This window comes from Janthinobacterium svalbardense, assembly GCF_002327145.1.
Classification (GTDB): Bacteria; Pseudomonadota; Gammaproteobacteria; order Burkholderiales; family Burkholderiaceae_D; genus Janthinobacterium; species Janthinobacterium tructae.
In genome coordinates this window covers 5,047,922-5,070,160 of record NZ_CP023422.1, presented here as the reverse complement: position 1 = coordinate 5,070,160, position 22,239 = coordinate 5,047,922, and the positions used below count along the sequence as shown (strand labels likewise).

Genomic DNA, 22,239 nt, shown 5'->3' with positions numbered 1-22,239 from the left:
GGGTCTTACCATGGCGGCAAGCACTGTTGCCCCAAGATCGCCGTGGCGTCCGGCACGACGACGGCGTACGCCACCAGTTTTGAACTGGTGGCCAGGCGCGATTCGACGGCCTACGGCATCTGCTCGAACCCCTTCCTCGAACACGCGTTCACTACCGTCGAATACCGCATCAAGGTCGACATCCACGCCGACGGCACCTGGGGCTACGATGAAGACACGGTCATGCTGATCCGTGGCAAGGACGAGCCGTTTCACCACACGGACCGCAACCTGTTGACGAAAGTCGGCGAGCCGGCGCCGAACCCGATGGCCTTGCAGGCGCTGGCAGCAGCTTAAGGTTTGCCTTGCGCTACCGCCTTGATCGCGCGCTCTTCGCCCATGGCGGCGGCGATCTTCCAGCGCTGCATGGCGCTGGCGCGGTCCGGGCGTTTTAATCCAGCGCCTTCCCAGTCCATCAAGCCAAGATTGTAGATATCGCCCGCGCTGCCCTTGTCTGCGGCCTGGGTGAACCATTTGCGCGCTTCCTTGTGGTTGACGGGGATCTGGTAGCCGCGCACATGGTACAGGCCCAGCAAATGCATGGCTTGCGCATTGCCCTTGTTCGCCGCCTGTTTCAGCAGGTCGAGGCCGCGCGCCATGTTGCGCGGCTCTTGCCAGCCTTCGGCCAGCATCACGCCCTTCGCCGTCAGCGCATAGCTGTCGTTTTTCAGCAAGCCCTTGCCGACCAGGGGCTTGGCGGCCACCTGGCGCGCTTCGCGCTGTTGCACCGTTGGCGCCGTGGCGGGGCCGGGTTTGCCTTCGCCCATCAGCAGCATCCAGCCATATAGCCCATACGCGCCGGCGTCGCCCTTGCCGACCAGGCTTTCCAGCATGGCCAGTGCCTGTACCTTGTCGCCATTTTCGTACAGCTTGACGGCCTTGGCGCTGCTCGCGTTCTGCGGTACGGCGGCCGGCGCATGGGTCGCGACGGGCGCCGAGGCCATGGCCGTTTGCGGTGGCGCAGAAACCGGGCGCACGCGCACGGGCAAGCCATAGCTGGCGGCCAGCACGGCCAGGCTGGCCGGCGCGAGGACCAGCACTTGCGCCAGCTGGTTGCGGCGGCCCTTGCCGGCGATGCGCATGGCGCGTGCGGCTTGCTGCTCGCCGCCCAGCGCTTCGCTGAGCACGGCTTTGACCTTGCGGTTGAACAGCCAGTAGCCGGCGCCCGTGACGAGCAGGCCGGCGACGACGGCGGCCCCGCGTCCGGCAAAGAACCAGGTGGCGATGGCGGCGGCCAGCGCGGCCAGCGCGCTTTTCCACCAGAATTGCTTGGCCAGCCGCGTGTAGACCTGGCGCAAGGCACCGAGCACGCAGGTGCGCACATTCTGCGCATACTCGGCGGAGACGACATCGACGTGTGCGTGGTCTGCGTCGCCGCTGAGGACAGACTCGATCACGTCCGCATTCAGTTCCGAGGCGGCCACGTCGCGCAGCGGCGTGAGCAAACCCTGCACGTGGGCCGAGAACAGGCCGTCATCCAAGCTGCCAGCGAGCGCGTCGCTGAGCGCCTTGAGGTCGCCGCGCAGCAGCTTTTCCACGATGTCGTCCAGGGTCAGCCAGCGCAAGTCGGTGCCGTACGCCACCAGGTGGTGCTTTTCGGCGTTGCACGATGCATCCAGGCGCACGATGCGCAGCTTGCCTGCGTACAGGGCGTCGACTTCCTGCGGCTGGTCTTCATTGTAAATGCTCACTTTCGCCAGGGCCAGGCTGCTGGAAATGGCCGCCAGTGAGTGCACGCTCTCCTTGTCGCGGATGCGGCGCGCGTCGTCGGGCGCCTGCTTGGGCAGGCTGACGCTGTAGCCGGGTGCGACGTGTACGTCGACCCAGGCCGCCTTGCCCACCTTGCCGGAGCCGTCGCAGGGGTTGCAGCGCAAGTCGCCCACGCCGCTGCAGGTGCGGCAGGTGACACTGCCGCTGGCGCGGCAAGTGCCGCAATTGATGTTGCCGGAACCGTGGCAGCTGTTGCACGTGACCTTGCCGTAACTGCAATGGTAGCAATTGCGATGCTCGGTGCGGTATTGCGTGCGCGTTTCGCTGTGGTAGCTGGTGTGCGAACTGCCGTTGCTGTAGGTGGTCGTGGGCACCTGCACCGTGACGTAATCGGTGACTTGCTCGGCGACCGAGCCGCTGCCGCTGCAATACGAGCACGACACCTTGCCGCTGCCGTAGCAGCCATACGCGTCACAGCTGACGGTGCGCCCGCCATGGCAGCTCCAGCAGGTTTCCGTGGTCAAGCCGTGGCAGGTGTGGCAGCTGATGCGGCCTTTTCCATGACAGTTGTTGCAGGTGTCCAGGTGCCAGTACTTGACGGCGTGCGGCAGGTAGACGCCCGCCTCGATGCCATTGTAGGCCTGGCCCGCCTGGCGCAAGGCATTGTCGAGCTTGCCGGCCGCGCGGCGCAGCCGTTCCTTCTCCTGCGCGTGAGCGAGCGCTCCCACCTCGTGGGAGCCACAGCGGCAGTCATTGCCCGCTGGCGTGAAGTAGCCATTGATGACGCGCTGTTCGAAGTGCGCTTCGAGCGCGTAATTGGCTTGCAGGGAAAAATCCTGCAGCACGTCTTCCTCGCCTAGCGGCGTGATGTCCTGCGGCTCAAAACGCGTCTTGTCCTGCACCAGCGTGCGCAGCTTGCCCAGCACGGTGGGGATGTCTTCCTTGTCGAGGCGGATGGGCGCTGGCGCCGTCGCGGCTGTCTTCGTCACCTGCGGCGCATCCTCGCTGCCTGGGGTGTCATGGGCCGTCTCGGTGCTGGGGTTCATGCGCGTCCTTTTGCTCTCTGGAAAGATGTTTGGATTTTAGCATCCTCATATGACAAACCATGACAAAGCGGACTGGCTTTTTCAGCGCAGGCCGCGGCGGAACTGGTCCGGCGTGCCGCCGCTCTGGCGGCGAAACATGGCGATGAAGGCCGAGGCCGTGCTGTAGCCCAGTTCCAGCGCGATCGCCTGCACGGTGTCGCCCTGTTCCAGCAGGGGCAGGGCCGCCAGGAAGCGCTGGCGCTGACGCCATTCGCCGAACGGCATGCCCAGTTCGCGCTGGCAGCGGCGCGCCAGCGTGCGTTCGGTCACATGCAATTGTGCGGCCCACTCGGCCAGTGAGCGGTTACTCCCCGGCTCCGCCTGCAGGGCGGCCAGCAGCGCCGCGATGACGGGCTCGTCGCTGCCGGGCAGGTAGTTGCGGCTGCACGGCGCCAACTGCAACTGGTCGACCAGCACTTGCGCCAGGCGCTGGTCGGCCAGGGTGGTGGGCGTGGTGACGCCCCTTTCGGCGAAGTCGCCGAGTATGGCTTTGAGCAAGGGACTCACTACCAGCGCGCATGGCTGCGCGGGAAGCTGCGCGCACAGGCTGGCGTCGATGTAGGCCGAGTGAAACACGACATCCTGGCGGATATAGCCGTCGTGCAAGGTCTCGGGCGGTATCCACACGGCGTACTGGGGCGGCGACAGATAGCGCTGGCCCGCCACCATGATTTCCATCACGCCCGTGGAGCAATATGTGAGTTGGCCCCAGGGATGGCTCTGGTAATCGAACTGCTGGTGTGCGTGATAATCGTCGAGGCGAAAGTACACGGGGTAGGGCAGGGTGTCGGAAACGGCGGGGAAATGCTGGTTGCTGGCCATGGAGTGTCCTGTTTTGTCCTGTTCTTCGCATCGTTTGTCCGGTTTTCATTATATCCATGGAATCGGACCATGCGAAAATGGCAGTCATTGAATAGTGGAGTTACTTGCATGAAAGCCAAGCATTATCTGTTTCCCGTGATCGCGGTGCTGATCTGGGCCATCAATACCATCGTCAGCAAGATGGCTGTCGGCGTGATCGACCCGGCCGCCATCTCGTTCTACCGCTGGCTGCTGGCCGGCGTGCTGCTGGCGCTCGTGTTTGCCCGCCCCGTGTGGAAGCAGCGGTCCGTGGTGAAACCGTATCTTGGGAAACTGTTTGTGCTGGGCATGCTGGGCATGGTCATGTACCAGTGCCTGGCCTACATCGCCGCGCAGACGACGACGGCCACCAACATGGGCATTCTGGCGTCGATGATGCCGCTGCTGGCCGTGGGCTTGTCCGTGCTGGTGTTGAAAGAGGCGCCCACCGTGGGCGGCGTGTTCGGCGGCATCGTGTCCTTGCTGGGACTCGGCTATCTGCTCAGCCATGGCGATCCGGCCGCCCTGCTCGCCCATGGCGCGGCCGTGGGCGACGCCCTGATGCTGCTGGCTTGTCTGTCGTATGCGGGTTACGGCGTGCTGCTCAAGCGCTGGAAGATTCCCATGAATAACTGGCATTCCTTGCTGATCCAGGTCTGGTGCGCCGTGCCCGTGCTGTTCGTGTACTACCTGAGCCAGTCTGCGCCGCCCGTCACCAGCGCCGGCTTGCCGCTGGTGCTGTTTGCCGGCATTCCCGCCTCGATCATCGCGCCGTTTTTGTGGATGCATGGCTTGGCCAAGCTGGGCCCCAGCCGCGCGACGACCTTGATGAATTTGCTGCCTGTGTTCACGGTGATCATCGCCATGCTGTTCCTCGGTGAAACCTTGCACAGCTACGATGTGATCGGTGGCGGCGTGACGCTGCTGGGCGTGCTGATGGTGCAAACCCTGAAACGTCCATTGAGGCGCGCACAAGCGTAGTATTTTTGCTATGCTGGTATTTTGCAAAGGAGCCATCATGGCAAGCGCCGATACCATCGATACCCTGCTGGCCGAACTGGAAGCGTTCGGTCTGGCCAATGATGCTGAACATGCCGAGCGCGCCAGCCGCATGCTCAACATCACGCGCGATACGGGCGAATTGCTGGCCGTGCTGGTGCATGCGCGCGGCGCACGCCGGGTGCTGGAAATCGGCACCTCGAACGGCTATTCCACCCTGTGGCTGGCGCGCGCGGCGCGCTCGCTGGGCGGCAGCGTGGTGACGGTGGAAAAGGCGCAGGACAAGTTCGACATGGCGCATGCCAACTTTGCGCGCGCGCAATTGCAAGGCGTGATTGGCCAGTTGCTGGCGGACGCGGGCGACGTGCTGCGCGATGCGGCCGATGGCGCCTACGATTTCATCTTCCTCGATTCCGCGCGCCAGCAATACGCCCTATGGTGGCCGCAGCTGGACCGCGCGCTGGCGGCCGGCGGCGTGCTGGTGGTCGACAACGCCAGTTCGCACTACGCGGACATGGCGCCGTTCCTTGACGCCATCCGCGCCGACAGCCGCTACACGACGTGCCTGGCCACCGTCGGCAAGGGCGAATTCATCGCCGTCAAGTCCGGCAACTGATTATTCAGCAACGATAGCCGCTTGCAGCACGCGCACCAGCGATTCGACGCCTTGCGCGTCGATATCATCGAAGCGGCCGACCAGGGGACTGTCGAGGTCGAACACGCCGATGATCTGGTCGTTCGCAAACACGGGCACCACCAGTTCCGAGCGCGAATTGACGTCGCAGGCGATGTGGCCAGGAAACGCGTGCACATCCTGCACGACGATGGACTTGCCTTCGACCACGGTGGTGCCGCACACGCCGCGTCCCTTCTTGATGCGGATGCAGGCCGGCTTGCCCTGGAACGGTCCCAGCACCAGTTCCTCGCCTTTCAGGAAATAAAAACCGGCCCAGTTCAGGCCCGGCATGGTGTTGAAGACCAGCGAGCTGAAGTTGGCCGTATTGGCGATGAAGTCGGTTTCGCCCGACAGCAAGCCTTGCAGCTGCGAGCGCAGGTCCGCATACATGGCTTGCTTGGCTTCTGGGGTATCGGTGGCGTAGGCGGCGTCGCTGAGGGTAAACGTCATGGTCGTGGTGGCGTGCAAAATGGGGAAGGCGTCATGGTAGCGCGTCTGGCGCCTCCGCGCGCGGCCTTCATTTTGTCAGATGTTCTTGCGCGAGCTGGCGCAGCAGGGGCAGGGCCGCATGGCCGTGCTCTTCGCGCCAGGCCAGGCCAATGCCGGCCGCCAGCTCCTCGCCCTCGGTCAATGGCCGGTAGGCCACGCCAGCTAAGCGCAGCGCGCGGAACGAATCGGCCAGCAGCGCCATGCCCTTGCCGGCCGCCACGTCGCCGAGCAGCACATGGTGGTCCACCGCTTCGCGCAGGAAGGTGGGCGCGAAGCCATGCCGGCGAAACACTTGCTGGCAATGGTCGAAGAAGGCGGGCTGGCGCGCCCGTTCGAACCAGTAAATCGGTTCTGCCGCGATGTCGCTCAGACTGAGCTTGCGTTTCTTCGCCAACCGGTGGCCTGCGGGCAGGGCCAGCATCATGGGCTGGCGCGCCAGCGGCTGCACGGCCAGCTCGAAGGTGGCGCTGGGTAGCGCCAGCAGGGCCGCGTCGAGCTGGCCCTTGCGCACGCTAGCCACCAGGCGTGGCGACGGTGCGGCCGTCAGTTCCAGGCGGATATTGCCCAGTTGTCCTTCCAGCGCCCCCAGCAGCGGGCGGAACAGGCCGGCTGCCACGGAACTCGTCAGGCCCAGGCGCAGGCGCGCGGGCGCGCTGTCTTGCCGCAGCGACGTTTGCGCCCGATCCAGCAAATCGAGAATGTGCAGTGCCTGCGGCAGCAGGGTGCTGCCCGCCTGCGTCAGGGCCACGCCCTGCGTGTCGCGCTCGAACAATCGCGCGCCCAGTTTTTCTTCCAATGTTCTGATGGCGCGCGACAATGGCGGCTGGGTCATGTGCAATTGCTCCGCCGCCTGGCGGAAATTGAGGCAGCGGGCAACGGCGCAAAACAGGCTCAGGGCATGGGTGTCGAGGGCTCTCATACCAGAAAGGTATCACGAAATCGCACATTCCCCCGCCAGCCGGCGCGGCGCAGACTGGCCGCTTTGACGTGAGGGAGATCAATATGCAACTGCAACAACGACGCATCGGCCATAGCGGTTTGAGCAGCTCGGCACTGGGCCTGGGCTGCATGGGCATGTCGGAATTTTATGGCGCCACGGACGAGGCGCAATCGATGGCCACGCTGGAAGCGGCCCTGGCTGCGGGCGTGACCCTGTTCGACACGGCCGACGCCTACGGCGTCGGCCACAACGAGCAATTGCTGGGGCGATTTTTAAAGGGCCATCGCGGCCAGGCCCTGGTCGCCACCAAGTGCGGCCTGGCGCGCGAGGCGGGCAGTTATGCGCGCCGCGTCGACAATTCCCCCGCCTATATCCGCCAGGCGTGCGTAGCGTCGCTGACGCGCCTGGGCGTGGAAAGCATCGACCTGTTCTATCTGCACCGCCTGAACCTGGATACGCCACTGGAAGAATCGATGGGGGCGCTGGCGCAACTGCTGCAAGAAGGAAAGATTCGCGCCGTGGGCCTGTGCGAAGTCAGCACCGCCACCTTGCGGCGTGCGGCGGCACTCTGCCCCGTGGCCGCCGTGCAGAGCGAATACTCGCTGTGGACGCGCGAGCCGGAGCAGGGCGTGCTGGCCGCCTGCCGCGAAGTGGGTGCCAGTTTCTTTGCCTACAGCCCGCTGGGGCGCGGTTTCCTGACGGGCGCCATCGCCGATGCGGCCAGTCTCGACGCGGGGGATTTCCGCCAGTTCAATCCCCGTTTCGCAGCCGACAACCTGGCGCGCAACCAGGCCATCGTGGCGCAGGTCCAGCAACTGGCGCGCGCAAAAGGTTGCACGCCGGCCCAGCTGGCGCTGGCCTGGCTGCTGGCGCAAGGCGATGACATCATCCCCATTCCCGGCACCAAGCGCATCGCGTATTTGCACGACAACCTCGGCGCGCTGGCCGTGCAGCTGGACGGGGCGGAGCTGGCGGCGATGAACGCCGCCTTTCCCCTGGGCATGGCGGCGGGGGCGCGTTATACGCAGGAGGGCATGAAGGGCGTGGATGCCTGAAAAAGTGGGCCGAGCGTACGCCAGCGTACCTAACTGACGCTTTTCCTGCGCGATAATCCCCGGTGATCTGCTAGCATTTCGGCTGGCTCCATGCACCCGTGTAGTGGTGCGGGGCCGGGGGATGCTGCATGGATAGAAGGGTGGATGTCAAATTGCTAGATGATGATATTTTCGATATCGAACTGAAGTTATTACTTGAGGGAATACTGCTGCGCTATCAGCATGATTTTCGCGATTATTCCGTGGCGTCCCTGCGCCGGCGCATGCGCCAGGCCATGCAGCGCTTTGGCTGCGCCAGCCTGTCGCAATTGCAGGACCGCATCTTGCACGAACCGGCCATGTTCGCGCAGATGCTGCAATTCTTTACGGTGCAGGTGAGCGAGATGTTCCGCGATCCCGCATATTTCCGCGCCTTGCGCGAAAAAGTCGTGCCCGTCCTGCACACCTATCCCTCCATCAAGATCTGGGTGGCCGGTTGCAGCAGCGGCGAAGAGGTGTGGTCGCTGGCCATCCTGCTGGAAGAGGAAGGCTTGCTTGAGCGCAGCATGATTTATGCGACCGACATCAATGTCGAGGCGCTGGCCGCCGCCGAAGCGGGCATCTATTCGGTCGAGCGCATCGCCCAGTTCAGCGAAAACTACCAGCTGGCGGGCGGCAAGCGTTCGCTGTCCGACTATTACACGGCCGCCTACAAGGGCGCCATCTTTGACCGCCGCCTGCGGCGCCAGTTCGTCTTCGCCGACCATAGCCTGGCGACGGACAGCGTGTTTTCGGAGGTGCACATGGTTTCCTGCCGTAACGTCATGATTTACTTCAATAAAGACTTGCAAGACCGCAGCCTGGGCCTGTTCCACGAAGCGCTGGTGAACCGGGGCTTCCTGGGCCTGGGCATGAAGGAAAGCCTGCACTTCAGCCGCCATGCGGCCAGCTTCAACGAGCTGAGTCCGGCTGAACGCATCTTCCAGCGTGCCTGACATGCTGCCGACCAGCGACGTGGCACCACCGCCCGCAGGCCTGCGCCTGATCGCCATCGGCGCCTCGGCCGGCGGCGTGGAAGCGCTGGGCACGGTGCTGCGCGCCTTGCCCGCCACCTGCCGCGCCACCGTGGTGGTGGTGCTGCATTTGGCGCCAGGCCGTTCCAGCCAGTTGCCGCAGCTGTATGCGGCGCGCTGCGCGCTGCCCTTGCGCGAAGCGCAGGACAAGGAACCGCTGCAAGGCGGCACCGTGTATTTTGCCCCGCCCGATTACCACCTGCAAATCGAACCCGATGGCTGTTTTTCCCTGTCGCAGGAAGAACCCGTGTATTTTTCGCGCCCGTCCATCGATGTCCTGCTGGAAACGGCTGCCTATGCCTACCGGCGCGCCATGCTGGCCATCATCCTGACGGGCGCTTCGGCCGACGGCGCGGCGGGACTGGCGCGCGTGCGGCAGCTGGGCGGTAGTGCCTGGGTGCAAGATCCGCAACGCGCCAGTTGTGGCATCATGCCGGCCGCCGCGCTCAAGCTGGCCGGCGCCGACCGGGTGCTCGATTTGCCGCAGATGGCTGCCAGCCTGGCCTTGCTCGGTGATGGCGAACACAAGTGAATGGGAGTGGGGCAGTGCGTGTAATATATGTGAGAATTGAAACAATGTTGATGTTCATATCGAAACACGATGGCATCTTGCCGTTGCGATGCCTGAAGATGATTCCGTGACCGCTCCTATCCATATCCTCGTCGTTGACGACATCGCGCAAAACCTGGTCGCCGCCGAAGCTGTGCTGGCACGGCCCGGTATTGTGATCCTGAAAGCAAGTTCGGGCGCGCAAGCGCTGGAACTGCTGTTGACGCATGAAGTGGCACTCGCCCTGATCGACGTGCAAATGCCGCAGATGGACGGTTTTGAATTGGCCGAACTGATGCGCGGCAGCGAACGCACGCGCGGCATCCCCCTGATTTTTCTCACGGCCGCGTCGCGCGAGCCGAGCTACAGCTTCCGTGGCTACGAGGCGGGCGCCGTCGATTTCCTGTACAAGCCCATCGACGTGAAAGCCTTGCAAAGCAAGGTGGCGGTGCTGGTGCAACTGTTCCAGCAAAAGCGTGAACTGTCGGCCCAGCTCGATGAACTCAAGCATGCGCTGCACCTCAACGAACTGTTCACGGCCGTGCTGGGCCACGACTTGCGCACGCCGCTGTCGGTGGTGATGAACGGCGCCATGCTGTTGCCGATGATGAGCGATCATCCGAAGGTGATCGTCACGGCGCAGCGCATCGAAAGCAGCGCCAAGCGCATGGCGCGCATGGTCGACCAGCTGCTGGACCTGGCGCGCATCCGTTCCGGCACGATGGAGTTGCGCAGCAGCACACACGACTTCCTGGCGCTGGCGCGCGCCATCGTCGAGGAATGCGAGACGGCCGGCCAGGCCCCGCTTGTCGAAGTCAGCAGTGTTGGCGAGCTGCACGGCCAATGCGATGCGGGCTTGCTGTCGCAAGTCATCTCGAATCTCCTGTGCAATGCCCTCACGCATGGCGAGGCGGGTACGCCGGTGCAACTGGCCCTCGATGGACGGGACGCCGACAGCATCGAGTTGCGCATCGCCAATCGCGGCGTCATTCCCGCCGCCTTGCTGCCGACCCTGTTCGAACCGTTCCAGCAGGCGGGCGAGAAGCGCCGGACTGGGCAGGGCCTGGGACTGGGCCTGTACACGGTGAACATGTTCGTCAAGGCCCACGGCGGCACGGTCGAGATCAGTTCGACGGCCACGCAGGGTACGCTGGCGACGGTGCGCATCCCGCGCCAGTGCCAGGTGCGCGTGCAAGCGGGACTGGCCACATGAGCGGCGACATGCGCGCGCCAGCCTGGCCGTCCGGCGGCGGCAGCATGGGCGAACTGGTGCGCCAGCATGACTGGTCCGCCACCAGCCTGGGCGCCCTCGAAGGCTGGCCCGCCCATCTGCGCACCAGCGTCGACATCATGCTCAATTCGCCGATGGCGATGGTGCTGATGTGGGGCCCGCAGCACGTCATGATTTACAACGACGATTACATTCAGATCGCCGGCGCGCGCCATCCGGTGGCGCTGGGCGGCACGGTGCCCGCCGTCTGGCCCGAAATCTGGGACTGGAACGCGCGCATCCTCGCAGCGGGACTGCGCGGCGAGACGCAAATGCACCGCGAGCGCTGTCTGCCGCTGTTGCGGGATGGAAAACCGACGGATGTTTGCTTCGACCTGTTTTATGCGCCCGTGCATGGCGCCGGCGGCCAGGTGGACGGCGTGCTGTGCACGGCGCTGGAATTGACGGCGCGCATGGAAGAGGGGCGCCAGCTGAAGCTGGCCACGGCCGAGCTGGGCCAACTCAACACCACCTTGCAGGCCGAGAGCGAGGCCGTGCGCGCGGCCAACCGCCGCCTGGGCGAGGAGCGCGCGCTGCTGCGCGCCCTGTTCCAGCAGGCGCCCAGCTTCATGGCCCTGCTGCGCGGGCCGCAGCATGTGTTCGAATTGGCGAACGAGCATTATCTGCACCTGGTGGGGCACCGCGACTTACTCGGCAAGACAGTCGAATCGGCCTTGCCTGAAGTCAAGGCGCAGGGCTTCATCGAACTGCTCGACCAGGTCTACCGCACGGGCGAACCTTACGAGGGGCGCCAGGTCAAAGTGGATTTGCAGACGGCGGATGGGCAGACGGGCCAGCGCCAGATCGACTTCGTGTACCAGCCCATCAAGGATGACGAGGGCGTGGTCACGGGCATCCTGGTCGAGGGCATCGATGTCACCAGGCGCATGGAAGGCGAGGAGCGGCTGCGCCTGGCCCAGCAGGCGGGCGGCATCGGCACGTTCGAATGGTTTCCCGATACGGGTGCGATGCTGGTGTCGCCCATGTTCCGTCGCCTGTGGGGCATTGCCGACGAGGTGGAAGTGACGGAACGCCTGCTGGTGAGTCTGGTCGATGCGCGCGACCGGCAAAAGGTCGGACCGAGCAAGCTGGATCTGGCGCCCAATCCCCTCGAATACGAGGAATACCGCATCCGCCGCCCTGCCGACGGCGCGCTGCGCTGGATCGCGCGCCAGGGCGAGGTGGTGGCCGGCCGCATGCCGGGCCAGCGCCGCTACGTGGGCGTCTCGTTCGACGTGACGGAGCGGCGCCAGATCGAGGATGAACTCAACGCCAGCCAGGAGCGCATGGCGGCCATTTTCGGCCAGGCCTCGGTGGGCTTGTCCGAGCTGGGCCTCGATGGCCGTTTCCAGAGGGTCAACGGGGCCCTGTGCTGCATGCTGGGCCGCTCGGCCGAAGAGCTGCTGAGCCTGAACATGAACGACATTATGCATCCGGCGGATGTACCCGGCAACAGCGTACTGTTCCAGCGCCTGGTGGAAACGGGCGAGTCTTTTTCGCTGGAAAAGCGCTATTTGAAACCCGATGGCTCGCAAGTGTGGGTGTCGAGCAATGTCAGCCGTCTGCTGGACGAGCATGGCCAGACACGTTCCCTGATCGCCGTCAAGACCGATATCACGGACCGGCGCCGCGTGGAAAAAGCGCTGCATGAATTGAACGAAACGCTGGAACACCGTGTCGAACAGGAAGTGGCTGAGCGCACCAAGGCCGAAGACGCCTTGCGCCAGGCGCAAAAGATGGAAGCCGTGGGCCAGCTGACGGGCGGCATCGCGCACGACTTCAACAACGTGCTGCAAATCATTTCCGGCAATTTGCATTTGCTGCACCACCTGACGGGCTCGGATGGCCTGATGCGCCAGCGCCTGGACACGGCGATTGCCGCCGTCGAGCGGGGCGCCAAGCTGTCGTCTCACCTGCTGGCGTTTGCGCGGCGTCAACCGTTGAAACCCGTGGTGGCCGACCTGGCCCGTGTGGTGCGCAATATGGATGCGCTGCTGCGGCGCGCCCTGGGCGAAGCGATCGACATCGTGCTGGTGGGCGGCGGCGGGCTGTGGAACACTCTGGTCGACCGCAGCCAGATCGAGAACGTCATCCTGAACCTGGCCATCAACGCGCGCGACGCCATGGATGGCGCGGGCAAGCTGACCATCGAACTGGGCAATGTCGTGCTCGACGAACAGTATGTGCACAAGCTGGTCGACGTGCCGGCGGGGCAGTATGTGATGCTGTCGGTGACGGACACGGGCCGCGGCATGAGCGGCCCCGTGCTGCAGCGTGCGTTCGAGCCGTTTTTCACCACCAAGCCGGAAGGCGCGGGCACGGGCCTGGGCCTGTCGATGGCGTATGGTTTCGTCACGCAAAGCCGCGGCCATATCCGCATCTACAGTGAACCTGGCGTGGGCACGGGAGTCAAAATCTATTTGCCCCGTTCCCTGATGGCCGAAGCGGACGAGGAGCTGGAGTTGAGCGGCGTCGTCACGGGCGGCACGGAAACCGTGCTGGTGGTGGAAGACGACGTGGGCGTGCGCACCACCGTGGTCGACATGCTCGGCGCGCTTGGCTATACGGTGCTGAAAGCCGAAGATGGCGAAAGCGCGCTGGCCGTGCTGCACAGCGGCGCGCAGATCGACTTGCTGTTTACGGATGTCATCATGCCGGGCCCCGTCAGCAGCACGGACATGGCGCGCCAGGCGCGCGAATTGCAGCCCGACATCGCCGTGTTGTTTACCTCGGGCTACGCGCAGGATGTGATCGTGCATGAGGGCAGGCTCGACGCGGGGGTGGAATTGCTCAGCAAGCCGTACCGGCGCGAAGAGCTGGCGCGCAAGCTGCGCCATGTGCTTGCCAACCGCCAGCAGCAAATGCGCGCGCGCCAGTTTGAACGGTCTGGCGCGCCGGTGGCCGGCTCTCCGGCAAGCGGCAGCACGGCGGCCAGCGCGCTGGGAAGCGGCACGCCGGGGCTGGACCTGACTGGCCATGCGCCCGAACCGCAGGGGGACATGCCGACATCGATGAAGATACTCGTGGTGGAAGACAATCTCGATTCCCAGCTGATGGTGTGCGAACTGGTGGGCATGCTGGGCCACACGGTGAGCGGCGTGTCCGATGGCGAGGCGGCGTGGAAATTGCTCAACGAGCAAGACTTCGATATCCTGTTTACCGATGTCAGCCTGCCCGGCATGTCCGGCATCGCGCTGGCACGCATGGTGCTGCGCGAGAAACCGGGCATGCGCATCATCTTTTCCACCGGCTATGGCAAGGAATCGATGGATGAACTGGGCTTTTCCGCCAGTGTCTTGCGCAAGCCGTATGATTTGACGGAATTACAAGCAGCACTCGACCAACCCTGACGGGCACGCGCCGGCACGGCTTGCCTATCCCATCCGCAGAGGTAAAGATGACTCCTGAACTGACCATGCTGGGCTGTACTTTGGTGCTGGCGCTGGTGCAAATCCTGCTGCCTGCAATGTTTCGCACGCGCGAAACGGGCACGGCGTATAACGTCAGCGCGCGCGACGGCGATGGGCCGCCCGTGGGCAAGATCACGGGCCGCTTGCAGCGCGCCCAGGCGAACTTGTTTGAAACCCTGCCCCTGTTCGCCGCCGCCGTGCTGATCGCCCACGTGACGGCGCACGAAAGCGCGCTGACCCTGTACGGCGCGGCCCTGTACCTGGCCGCCCGCGTGCTGTATTTGCCCCTGTACGCGTTTGGCGTGCCCGTCGTGCGCACACTGGTGTGGTGCGTGTCGATTGCCGGCTTGCTGATGCTGTTCTGGGCCATCCTGTTCGCTTCCTGAATTCCTACGCGGGCTGTAGCAGGCGTCCTACGGCCTGGCGACAGACCCGGCCGTAAAGTGGCGACAAGCTGGTAACTGGTGCCGGCATGTCAGGGACCGGACCATGATGGTGAATGCTATTTCTGTAGTGCAAGATTCTGGCCGCGCCCGCCAGCGCAAGATCCAGCGGCTGCTGCGTTCGGTATTCGGCATCGCGCGCCTGCGCACTGGCCAGCAGGAAGTCATCGACAGCGTGCTGGCCGGGCGCGACACCCTGGCCATCATGCCCACCGGCAGCGGCAAATCGCTGTGCTACCAGCTGCCCGCCGCCCTGTTGCCGGGCGTGACGCTGGTCGTCTCGCCGCTCATTTCATTGATGAAAGACCAGCTGGAAAAGCTGCACGCACTGGGCATCACGGCCGTGCAGCTCAATAGCAGCCTGGCGCGTGCGGAAGAGGACGCTGCCATCGCCTGCATCGCCCAGCGCGGCAGGCTCATCATCTTTTGCACGCCGGAGCGCCTGACCAATACCGCATTCCTGTCGCTGCTGGCTGGCGCGCCCCCCAGCCTGGTGGTTATCGATGAAGCCCATTGCATTTCCCAGTGGGGCCACGACTTCCGTCCCGCCTACCTGGACATCGCGGCCGCCCTGCGCGCGCTGGGCCGTCCGCCCGTGCTGGCGCTGACGGCCACGGCCACAGGAGAAGTGATGGCCGATATCGACGCGCAACTGGAAGCGCGCAAGCTGCATGTCATCAATACGGGCATCTACCGCGCCAATTTGCGCTACCGCGTAATCCAGGTTACGAATGCCGCAGAGAAACACGATAGCGTCTTGCGCCTGCTGCGCGAGACGGCTGGCGTGGGCATCGTGTATGCGGCCACCGTCAAGGCCGTCGAGGACCTGGCGGCGCGGCTGGCGGAACTGGGCGAGAGCGTCACGTGCTACCACGGCAAGCTGGCGGCGCGCGATCGCCAGCACAACCAGGACTTGTTCATGAACGGCGAACGCCGCATCATGGTCGCCACTAACGCGTTCGGCATGGGCATCGACAAGCCCGACACCCGCTTCGTGATTCACTTGCAGGTGCCGGCCAACCTGGAAGCGTACTACCAGGAAGCGGGCCGGGCGGGGCGCGACGGCTTGCCCGCCGACTGCACCTTGCTGTACTTCCAGGAAGACAAGCGGGTCCAGCAATTCTTTCTGGCGAAGCATTACCCGACAACTGAAGAATTGGCCGCCATCGTGGCGGCAGCGCAAGACTTGCCGGCCACCTTTGCTTTCGCTGCGCTGGCGTCCAGCCTGCCCGAGTTTTCCGACGGCCACTTGAAGGTGTGCCTGAAACTGTTGAAAGACGGCAAACTGCTGCACCAGGACCGCAAGCTGGGCTACAGTCTGAAAGCGCCCTCGGCCAAGTCGCCCTCGTATGCGCAGCTGGCACAGATCTATGTCGACAAGCAGGAGCGCGAAAAACAGGCGCTGGAGCAGATGGTGGCGTATGCGCAAAGCGGCCTGTGCCGCTGGAAACTGCTGCTCGATTACTTTGGCGATGCCGGTGATTTCGCGCGCTGCTGCACTTGCGATAATTGCCAGTCGCCGCCCGCGCTGGCCGCGCCCATCACCCTGGACGAGTTGCCGCCTGCGCCTGCTCATGTGTCGGCGCCAGGGTCCCAGATCGCCGTCGGCAGCCGCGTGCGCGTGCCCCGTTACCAGATCGGCACCGTGCTATCGGTGGCGGGCGACCAGGTCACGATTGCGTTTCCGGAAAACACCACGCGCACCTTCATGGCCGAGTTTGTCGCACCGGCTTGAACCCATAGTGCGCTGTCGAACAGTGATCGAGCGCAAGAGCGCTAGAATCAGCCCATTCCAACGCGGTTTTTCGTAAGGAGGCGGGCATGGCGGACATGGTGGTGGTGCGCAAGGAAGGCTTGTACTGTGTGCCGGGTCAGTTCTACATCGACCCGTGGCGACCGGTCGAGCGCGCCATCATCACGCATGCGCATGCCGACCATGCGCGAGTTGGGCACCGGCATTACCTGTGCGCCGCTCCCGGCGAGCAAGTGCTGCGCGCGCGCCTGGGCGCCGTTTCCATCCAGGCGCTCGCGTATGGTGCCAGCATCGAACACCACGGCGTGCAAGTGTCGCTGCATCCGGCCGGCCACGTGCTCGGTTCTGCCCAGGTGCGCATGGAATACGGCGGTGCAGTGTGGGTGGCGTCCGGCGACTACAAGCTGCAGCCCGATCCCACTTGCGCACCGTTCGAGCCCGTGCGCTGCGACACCTTCATCACGGAATCGACCTTCGGCCTGCCCATCTACCGCTGGCAGGCGCCGCAGGAAATCCATGACGACATCAACCAGTGGTGGCGCAGGAATGCGGCCGAAGGGCGCACCAGCGTGCTGTTCTGCTATGCCTTCGGCAAGGCGCAGCGCATCCTGGCCGGGCTCGATCCCAGCATCGGCCCCATCATCTGCCATGGCGCGGCGCAGGCCTTGACGCAGGTCTACCGCGAGTCCGGCGTGGCCTTGCCCGCCACCGTCATGGTCGGCGATGTGGCGGAGAAGGCGGCCCTGAAGACGGCCATGGTGATCGCCCCCCATCGGCGGCCGGTTCGCCGTGGATGAAGCGCTTCGGCGACTACAGCGATGCGTTCGCCAGCGGCTGGATGCTGCTGCGTGGCGCGCGCAGGCGGCGTGGCGTGGACCGGGGGTTCGTGCTGTCCGACCACGCCGACTGGCCCGGCCTGATGCAAGCCATCACGGCTACGCAGGCCGAGCGCATCATCGTTACGCACGGCTCGATACCCGTGATGGTGCGCTGGCTGCAGCAGAATGGCTGGCAGGCGGGCGGCTTCGAGACGGAATATGGCGATGACGAGGCGGACGACAGCGTAGTTGCACAGCAGGAGGCAGCGCCCCATGCGTGACTTTGCCCGCTTGTACGCGGAACTCGATGAAACCACGTCCACCAGCCGCAAGCTGGCGGCGCTGCAAGCCTATTTTGGTGCTGCCGCGCCCGAGAACGCGGCCTGGGCCGTGTACTTCCTGGCCGGTGGCAAGCCGCGCCAGGCCGTGCCCACCAGGTTGCTGCGCGCATACGCGACCGAACGGGCAGGCCTCGATGCCTGGCTGTTCGACGAAGCCTATCACGCCGTCGGCGACCTGGCCGAAACCATCGCCCTGATCCTGCCCGCACCATCCAGACGCAGCGACATCGGCCTGGCCGAGTGGATAGAGCAGCGCATCGCACCGTTGCGCGGCGCAGCGCCCGACACGATTCGCGCCGACTTGCTGGCCTACTGGGATGAGCTGGAAACGCGCGAACGTTTTTTATTGATCAAACTGATCGGCGGCGGTTTTCGCGTGGGCGTCTCAAAACTGCTGGTGACGCGCGCGCTGGCGTCCATCGCCGCCGTCGACGGCAAGCTGATCGCCCAGCGCCTGATGGGCTGGACCGATGGCAAGGTCAGCCCCACGGGGGCGGGATTTTTGAAACTGATCGCCGCGCAGTCGGAGGGCGAGCATGCGCTGCGCGGCGGCCAGCCTTACCCCTTTTTCCTGGCGCACCCCTTGCAGGCGGGGCCGGAGACGCTGGGCGACATCGGCGACTGGCTGGTCGAATGGAAGTACGACGGCATGCGTGCCCAGCTGCTGCGCCGCGAGGGCGTGAACTGGCTGTGGTCGCGCGGCGAGGAATTGATCACGGAGCGCTTTCCCGAATTGGCGCAGCTGGCCTTGCCCGAGGGCACCGTGCTCGATGGCGAAATCCTCATCTGGCAGCCTGGTGACGTGCCAGCGCCATTTGCCGATTTGCAACAACGCATGGGCCGCAAGACGGTGTCGTCCAAGCTGCTGGCCGAGTTGCCCGCCGTGCTGGTAGCCTACGATGTGCTGGAAACGGGTGGCGTGGATGTGCGCCAGTTGCCCCAGCTCGAACGGCGCGCGCTGCTGGAAAGCGTCGTGGCGCAGGTAGATGCTCCCGCGCTGCGCCTGTCGCCGCGCATCATGGCTGCCAGCTGGGAGGCGCTGGCGGCCATCCGCGCTGAATCGCGCGCGCGCGGCGTGGAAGGCCTGATGCTCAAGGCCGTCTCGGCCGCATATGGCGTGGGCCGCACGAAAGACGTGGGCACGTGGTGGAAATGGAAGATAGCGCCGTATGCCATCGACGCCGTGCTGATCTACGCCCAGGCGGGCCACGGCCGGCGCGCGTCGCTGTACACGGATTACACGTTCGCCGTATGGGATGAGGAAGGTGGCGAGGAGCGCAAGCTGGTGCCGTTCGCCAAGGCGTATTCGGGCTTGACGGATGCGGAGATCGCGCAAGTCGACGCGGCCATCCGCAAGACGACGATAGAAAAATTCGGCCCCGTGCGCAGCGTGCAGCCAACGATGGTATTCGAGATCGGCTTCGAAGGCATCGCCGCGTCCAGCCGTCACAAGGCGGGCATCGCCGTGCGCTTTCCCCGCATCCTGCGCCGCCGTGACGACAAGGCCATCGCCGACGCGGACACCCTGGCCACCCTGAAGGCCATGCTGGTCCAGGCCACATGAGCAAAAGCGTGCTGGCGCAGCGCATCGACACGTGGTTTGCCGGGCGTGGCTGGAAGATTTTTCCCTTCCAGCGCGCCGTCTGGCGCACCGCTGCGCAGGGCCGCTCCGGCCTGCTGCATGCGAGTACGGGTTCCGGCAAGACGTATGCCGTCTGGTTCGGCGCCTTGCTGCGCGCCGAGCGGCTGGCGCGCAAGAGCAAAAGGCAGGGCTTGCGCGTGTTGTGGATCACGCCCATGCGGGCGCTGGCGGCCGATACCGTGCGCGCGCTGCAAGCCTCTGGCGCGGAGCTCGCTCCCGGCTGGCGCATCGAGGCGCGCACGGGCGATACCAGCGCCGCGCAGCGGGCACGGCAGGCGAAAGCCTGGCCCGAGGTCCTCGTCACGACGCCGGAAAGCCTGTCCCTGATGCTGAGCCAGGCGGACGCGCAGGAACGCTTCAGCCTGCTGGAAACCGTGATCGTCGACGAGTGGCACGAATTGATGGGCAGCAAGCGCGGCGTGCAAGTGCAGCTGGCGCTGGCCCGCTTGCGCCGCTGGAATGGAACCTTGATGACGTGGGGCCTGTCGGCCACCCTGGGCAATCTGCGGCAGGCGCAGGGCGTCTTGCTGGGGGAACAAAGCGATGGCGTGCTGGTGGAAGGCAAAGTTAAAAAGCGCATCCTCGTCGACAGCCTGATTCCTGTGAACCCCACGCGCTTTCCCTGGGGCGGTCACCTGGGCATCCAGATGCTGCAGCCATTGATCGCCGAGATCGAGGGCAGCACCACCACGCTGGTGTTTACGAATACGCGTTCGCAGGCCGAGCTGTGGTACCAGCACCTGCTCGATGCGCGGCCCGACTGGGCAGGATTGATCGCCCTGCACCACGGTTCGCTCGACCGCGAAGTGCGCGAGTGGGTCGAGCAGCACCTGAAAACGGGTGAGTTGAAAGCCGTCGTGTGCACCTCCAGCCTGGACCTGGGCGTCGATTTCCTGCCCGTCGAACGGGTGCTGCAGGTGGGCAGCGCGAAAGGCATCGCGCGCCTGGTGCAGCGGGCGGGGCGCAGCGGCCACGCGCCGGGGCGCATTTCGCGCGTCACCCTGGTGCCCACCAACAGCCTGGAATTGCTGGAAGCGGCGGCTGCCCGCGCGGCCCTGGCGCAGGGCCACCTGGAAGCGCGCCCCGTGCCGGACAAACCGCTCGACGTGCTGGTGCAGCACCTGGTGACGATCGCCCTGGGCGGCGGTTTTGCATCGCTGGTGCTGTACGCGGAAGTGCGCGCGGCCTGGTCGTATCGCCACCTGAGCCTGGACGAGTGGCAATGGGCGCTCGACTTCGTTGCGCGCGGCGGGCAAAGCCTGACCGTGTATCCGGAGTACCGGCGCGTGCTGCCGGATGAACAGGGCACGTACCGCGTGCCGGACGTGGCGCTGGCGCGGCGCCACCGCATGAGCATTGGCACCATCGTGTCGGAGGCGGCGATCCAGGTCAAGTTCCTCGGTGGCGGACGCATCGGCAGCATCGAGGAATCCTTCATCGCGCGCCTGAAGCAGGGCGACCATTTCTTGTTTGGCGGGCGCATCCTGGAATTCGTGCGCGTGCACGAGATGACGGCCTACGTGCGGCGCGCCACGGGTAGCCGCGGCGCCGTGCCGCGCTGGCAAGGCGGCAAGATGCCGTTGTCGTCGGAACTGGCGCATGCCGTGCTGGACCAGTTGCAGCTGGCGCAAGAAGGGAAAGCCAGCGGGCCGGAAATGCGCGCGCTGGCGCCGCTGCTGGCCATCCAGCAGAAATGGTCCAGCCTGCCCACGCGCGCCAGTCTGCTGGTGGAAACCCTGTCCAGCCGCGAAGGCCATCACCTGTTCGTGTATCCGTTCGCCGGTCGCTCCGTGCACCTGGGACTGGCGTCGCTGCTGGCGTACCGCATCGCGCGCGTGCAGCCGGCCACCTTGTCGATCGCCGTCAACGATTACGGTTTTGAATTGCTGGGCACGGACGACATCGCATTTGCGCCGCTGTTGACGGCCGCCAGTGGCGCCGATATTGCCCTGTTCAGCACCGACAACTTGCTGGAAGACGTGCTGGCCAGCCTGAACGCGACGGAATTGTCGCAGCGGCGCTTCCGTGAAATCGCCCGCATCGCCGGCCTCGTATTCCAAGGCTATCCGGGGCAGCCGAAAAGCGCGCGCCAGCTGCAGGCCTCGTCCTCGCTGTTCTTTGAAGTGTTCCGCAAGCACGACGCGGCCAATTTGCTGCTCACGCAGGCGCAGCGCGAAGTGCTGGAGCAGGAATTGGAACTGACGCGCTTGCGCGCCACCTTGCGCGAGCTGCACGGCCGGCGCATCAGCCTGCAGCCTTTGGAGCGCGCCTCGCCGTTTGCCTTCGGCTTGATGGTCGAGCGCTTCCGCGAACAGTTGACGACGGAAAAGCTGTCGGACCGGGTGGCGCGCCTGGTGAGCGCGCTGGAAAAGGCGGCCGCATGAGCGGGCAGCGGCCAGCGCACTGCGCGGTGGACCTGGCTGGCGAGAGCGTTTGGCTGTTGGCGCACAAGGCCGTGTACTGGCCGGCGCGCCGGATGCTGATTATCGCCGACATCCATTTCGGCAAGGCGGCCGCGTTTCGTGCGCTGGGCGTACCCGTGCCGCGCGGCACCACCACGCAAAACCTGCTGGCGCTCGACGCCTTGCTGGCCAGTTACGCCTGCGAGGAAATCGTCTTTCTCGGCGATTTTTTGCACGCGCGCGCCGCGCATGCGCCCGCCACCGTGGCGGCGATGCTGGCCTGGCGCGCGCGCCATTCCAACATGCGCCTGACGGTGGTGCGCGGCAACCACGATGCGCATGCGGGCGATCCGGCCGCCGCGCTGGGCATCCGCATGGTCGATGAACCGCACAGCGTCGGCAATCTGTCGTTCTGCCATCACCCGGACATTGTCGCGCCCGGCTATGTGCTGGCCGGTCATGTGCATCCCGTGTTTCACCTGCGCGCAACAGGGCGGGGATTACGCGGTGGCGGCCTGCGCCTGCCGTGTTTCCTGCTGGGGCCATCGCACGCCATCCTGCCCGCGTTTGGCGCCTTTACGGGCGGCCATATCCTGCGGCCTGCCACTGGCGAGCGCGTGTATGTGACGGCGGACGCGGCGATTTTTGCTATACCCGCTAACTGCTGAGTGTTTGGTACTTTTGGTGAAAAACTGAAAGTAACTGTGCCACCGTGGGCGGGACTC

General features: G+C 65.1%; 17 protein-coding genes and 1 pseudogene. 14 read left to right on the top strand and 4 right to left on the bottom strand.

Annotation, left to right across the window (positions count from 1 at the left end; genetic code table 11):
- Window positions 1–42 precede the first annotated feature (42 nt).
- Window positions 43–336, top strand: a complete 294-nt coding sequence (locus CNX70_RS22560; protein ID WP_244198920.1) for a hypothetical protein — start codon at window positions 43–45, stop codon at window positions 334–336.
- Here the strand turns inward: CNX70_RS22560 and CNX70_RS22555 are convergent.
- Both CNX70_RS22555 and CNX70_RS22550 read right to left on the bottom strand, forming a co-directional pair.
- Window positions 333–2,795, bottom strand: a complete 2,463-nt coding sequence (locus CNX70_RS22555; protein WP_096237253.1) for a tetratricopeptide repeat protein — start codon at window positions 2,793–2,795, stop codon at window positions 333–335. The genes CNX70_RS22560 and CNX70_RS22555 overlap by 4 nt on opposite strands.
- 81 nt (window positions 2,796–2,876) lie before the next feature.
- Window positions 2,877–3,656: an AraC family transcriptional regulator gene (locus tag CNX70_RS22550; RefSeq protein ID WP_096237251.1), complete on the bottom strand. Its 780-nt coding sequence runs from the start codon at window positions 3,654–3,656 to the stop codon at window positions 2,877–2,879.
- 108 nt (window positions 3,657–3,764) lie between these two features.
- Here CNX70_RS22550 and CNX70_RS22545 point away from each other — a divergent pair, with 108 nt between their 5' ends.
- Entirely contained in the window at window positions 3,765–4,655 is an 891-nt protein-coding gene (locus CNX70_RS22545; protein WP_096237249.1) for a DMT family transporter, read from the top strand.
- A gap of 37 nt (window positions 4,656–4,692) precedes the next feature.
- Window positions 4,693–5,289: an O-methyltransferase gene (locus CNX70_RS22540; RefSeq protein ID WP_096238629.1), complete on the top strand. Its 597-nt coding sequence runs from the start codon at window positions 4,693–4,695 to the stop codon at window positions 5,287–5,289.
- Here CNX70_RS22540 and CNX70_RS22535 read toward each other — a convergent pair whose 3' ends face one another.
- Both CNX70_RS22535 and CNX70_RS22530 read right to left on the bottom strand, forming a co-directional pair.
- Window positions 5,290–5,799, bottom strand: coding sequence for a free L-methionine (R)-S-oxide reductase MsrC (locus tag CNX70_RS22535; RefSeq protein WP_096237248.1), 510 nt, complete (start codon window positions 5,797–5,799; stop codon window positions 5,290–5,292).
- 67 nt (window positions 5,800–5,866) lie between these two features.
- On the bottom strand, window positions 5,867–6,757 hold the full coding sequence (locus CNX70_RS22530; RefSeq protein ID WP_244198919.1) for a LysR family transcriptional regulator: 891 nt from the start codon (window positions 6,755–6,757) through the stop codon (window positions 5,867–5,869).
- A gap of 83 nt (window positions 6,758–6,840) precedes the next feature.
- On the opposite strand from CNX70_RS22530, the gene CNX70_RS22525 reads away from it, so the two are divergent.
- The 11 genes and pseudogenes from CNX70_RS22525 (at window position 6,841) to pdeM (ending at window position 22,182) form a co-directional block, all read left to right on the top strand.
- On the top strand, window positions 6,841–7,833 hold the full coding sequence (locus CNX70_RS22525; protein WP_157751238.1) for an aldo/keto reductase: 993 nt from the start codon (window positions 6,841–6,843) through the stop codon (window positions 7,831–7,833).
- A gap of 128 nt (window positions 7,834–7,961) precedes the next feature.
- Complete coding sequence (locus tag CNX70_RS22520; RefSeq protein ID WP_208624455.1) at window positions 7,962–8,807, top strand: CheR family methyltransferase; 846 nt, start codon at window positions 7,962–7,964, stop codon at window positions 8,805–8,807.
- Between the two features lies 1 nt (window position 8,808).
- Window positions 8,809–9,417 carry a chemotaxis protein CheB gene (locus tag CNX70_RS22515; protein ID WP_096237246.1) on the top strand — a complete coding sequence of 203 codons (609 nt, stop codon included), beginning with the start codon at window positions 8,809–8,811 and terminating at the stop codon, window positions 9,415–9,417.
- Window positions 9,418–9,523: 106 nt separating this feature from the next.
- Window positions 9,524–10,648 carry a hybrid sensor histidine kinase/response regulator gene (locus CNX70_RS22510; RefSeq protein WP_096238625.1) on the top strand — a complete coding sequence of 375 codons (1,125 nt, stop codon included), beginning with the start codon at window positions 9,524–9,526 and terminating at the stop codon, window positions 10,646–10,648.
- Window positions 10,645–14,055 (top strand): hybrid sensor histidine kinase/response regulator, encoded by a 3,411-nt coding sequence (locus tag CNX70_RS22505; protein ID WP_244198918.1) that lies wholly within the window; start codon window positions 10,645–10,647, stop codon window positions 14,053–14,055. Before CNX70_RS22510 ends, CNX70_RS22505 begins: the two co-directional genes overlap by 4 nt.
- 47 nt (window positions 14,056–14,102) lie before the next feature.
- Window positions 14,103–14,501: an MAPEG family protein gene (locus CNX70_RS22500; RefSeq protein ID WP_096237244.1), complete on the top strand. Its 399-nt coding sequence runs from the start codon at window positions 14,103–14,105 to the stop codon at window positions 14,499–14,501.
- A gap of 103 nt (window positions 14,502–14,604) precedes the next feature.
- A complete protein-coding gene (locus CNX70_RS22495; protein WP_244198917.1) occupies window positions 14,605–16,293 on the top strand; it encodes a RecQ family ATP-dependent DNA helicase in 1,689 nt (562 codons plus the stop codon).
- Between the two features lie 86 nt (window positions 16,294–16,379).
- A pseudogene (locus CNX70_RS22490) lies at window positions 16,380–17,410 on the top strand (ligase-associated DNA damage response exonuclease).
- A complete protein-coding gene (locus CNX70_RS22485; protein ID WP_096237242.1) occupies window positions 17,403–19,034 on the top strand; it encodes an ATP-dependent DNA ligase in 1,632 nt (543 codons plus the stop codon). The pseudogene CNX70_RS22490 and the gene CNX70_RS22485 overlap by 8 nt, the downstream one beginning before the upstream one ends.
- Window positions 19,031–21,496, top strand: coding sequence for a ligase-associated DNA damage response DEXH box helicase (locus tag CNX70_RS22480; protein WP_157751236.1), 2,466 nt, complete (start codon window positions 19,031–19,033; stop codon window positions 21,494–21,496). The genes CNX70_RS22485 and CNX70_RS22480 overlap by 4 nt, the downstream gene beginning before the upstream one ends.
- Entirely contained in the window at window positions 21,493–22,182 is a 690-nt protein-coding gene (pdeM, locus tag CNX70_RS28405) for a ligase-associated DNA damage response endonuclease PdeM (RefSeq protein ID WP_157751234.1), read from the top strand. The genes CNX70_RS22480 and pdeM overlap by 4 nt, the downstream gene beginning before the upstream one ends.
- Window positions 22,183–22,239 lie beyond the last annotated feature (57 nt).

Coding starts and splice junctions, on each gene's coding strand:
- CNX70_RS22485 (WP_096237242.1), top strand. CDS start 17,403: ATGCGTGACTTTGCCCGCTTGTACGCGGAACTCGATGAAACCACGTCC.
- CNX70_RS22525 (WP_157751238.1), top strand. CDS start 6,841: ATGCAACTGCAACAACGACGCATCGGCCATAGCGGTTTGAGCAGCTCG.
- CNX70_RS22550 (WP_096237251.1), bottom strand. CDS start 3,656: ATGGCCAGCAACCAGCATTTCCCCGCCGTTTCCGACACCCTGCCCTAC.
- CNX70_RS22480 (WP_157751236.1), top strand. CDS start 19,031: ATGAGCAAAAGCGTGCTGGCGCAGCGCATCGACACGTGGTTTGCCGGG.
- CNX70_RS22540 (WP_096238629.1), top strand. CDS start 4,693: ATGGCAAGCGCCGATACCATCGATACCCTGCTGGCCGAACTGGAAGCG.
- CNX70_RS22520 (WP_208624455.1), top strand. CDS start 7,962: ATGGATAGAAGGGTGGATGTCAAATTGCTAGATGATGATATTTTCGAT.
- CNX70_RS22500 (WP_096237244.1), top strand. CDS start 14,103: ATGACTCCTGAACTGACCATGCTGGGCTGTACTTTGGTGCTGGCGCTG.
- CNX70_RS22505 (WP_244198918.1), top strand. CDS start 10,645: ATGAGCGGCGACATGCGCGCGCCAGCCTGGCCGTCCGGCGGCGGCAGC.
- CNX70_RS22535 (WP_096237248.1), bottom strand. CDS start 5,799: ATGACGTTTACCCTCAGCGACGCCGCCTACGCCACCGATACCCCAGAA.
- CNX70_RS22495 (WP_244198917.1), top strand. CDS start 14,605: ATGATGGTGAATGCTATTTCTGTAGTGCAAGATTCTGGCCGCGCCCGC.
- CNX70_RS22555 (WP_096237253.1), bottom strand. CDS start 2,795: ATGAACCCCAGCACCGAGACGGCCCATGACACCCCAGGCAGCGAGGAT.
- pdeM (WP_157751234.1), top strand. CDS start 21,493: ATGAGCGGGCAGCGGCCAGCGCACTGCGCGGTGGACCTGGCTGGCGAG.
- CNX70_RS22545 (WP_096237249.1), top strand. CDS start 3,765: ATGAAAGCCAAGCATTATCTGTTTCCCGTGATCGCGGTGCTGATCTGG.
- CNX70_RS22515 (WP_096237246.1), top strand. CDS start 8,809: ATGCTGCCGACCAGCGACGTGGCACCACCGCCCGCAGGCCTGCGCCTG.
- CNX70_RS22530 (WP_244198919.1), bottom strand. CDS start 6,757: ATGAGAGCCCTCGACACCCATGCCCTGAGCCTGTTTTGCGCCGTTGCC.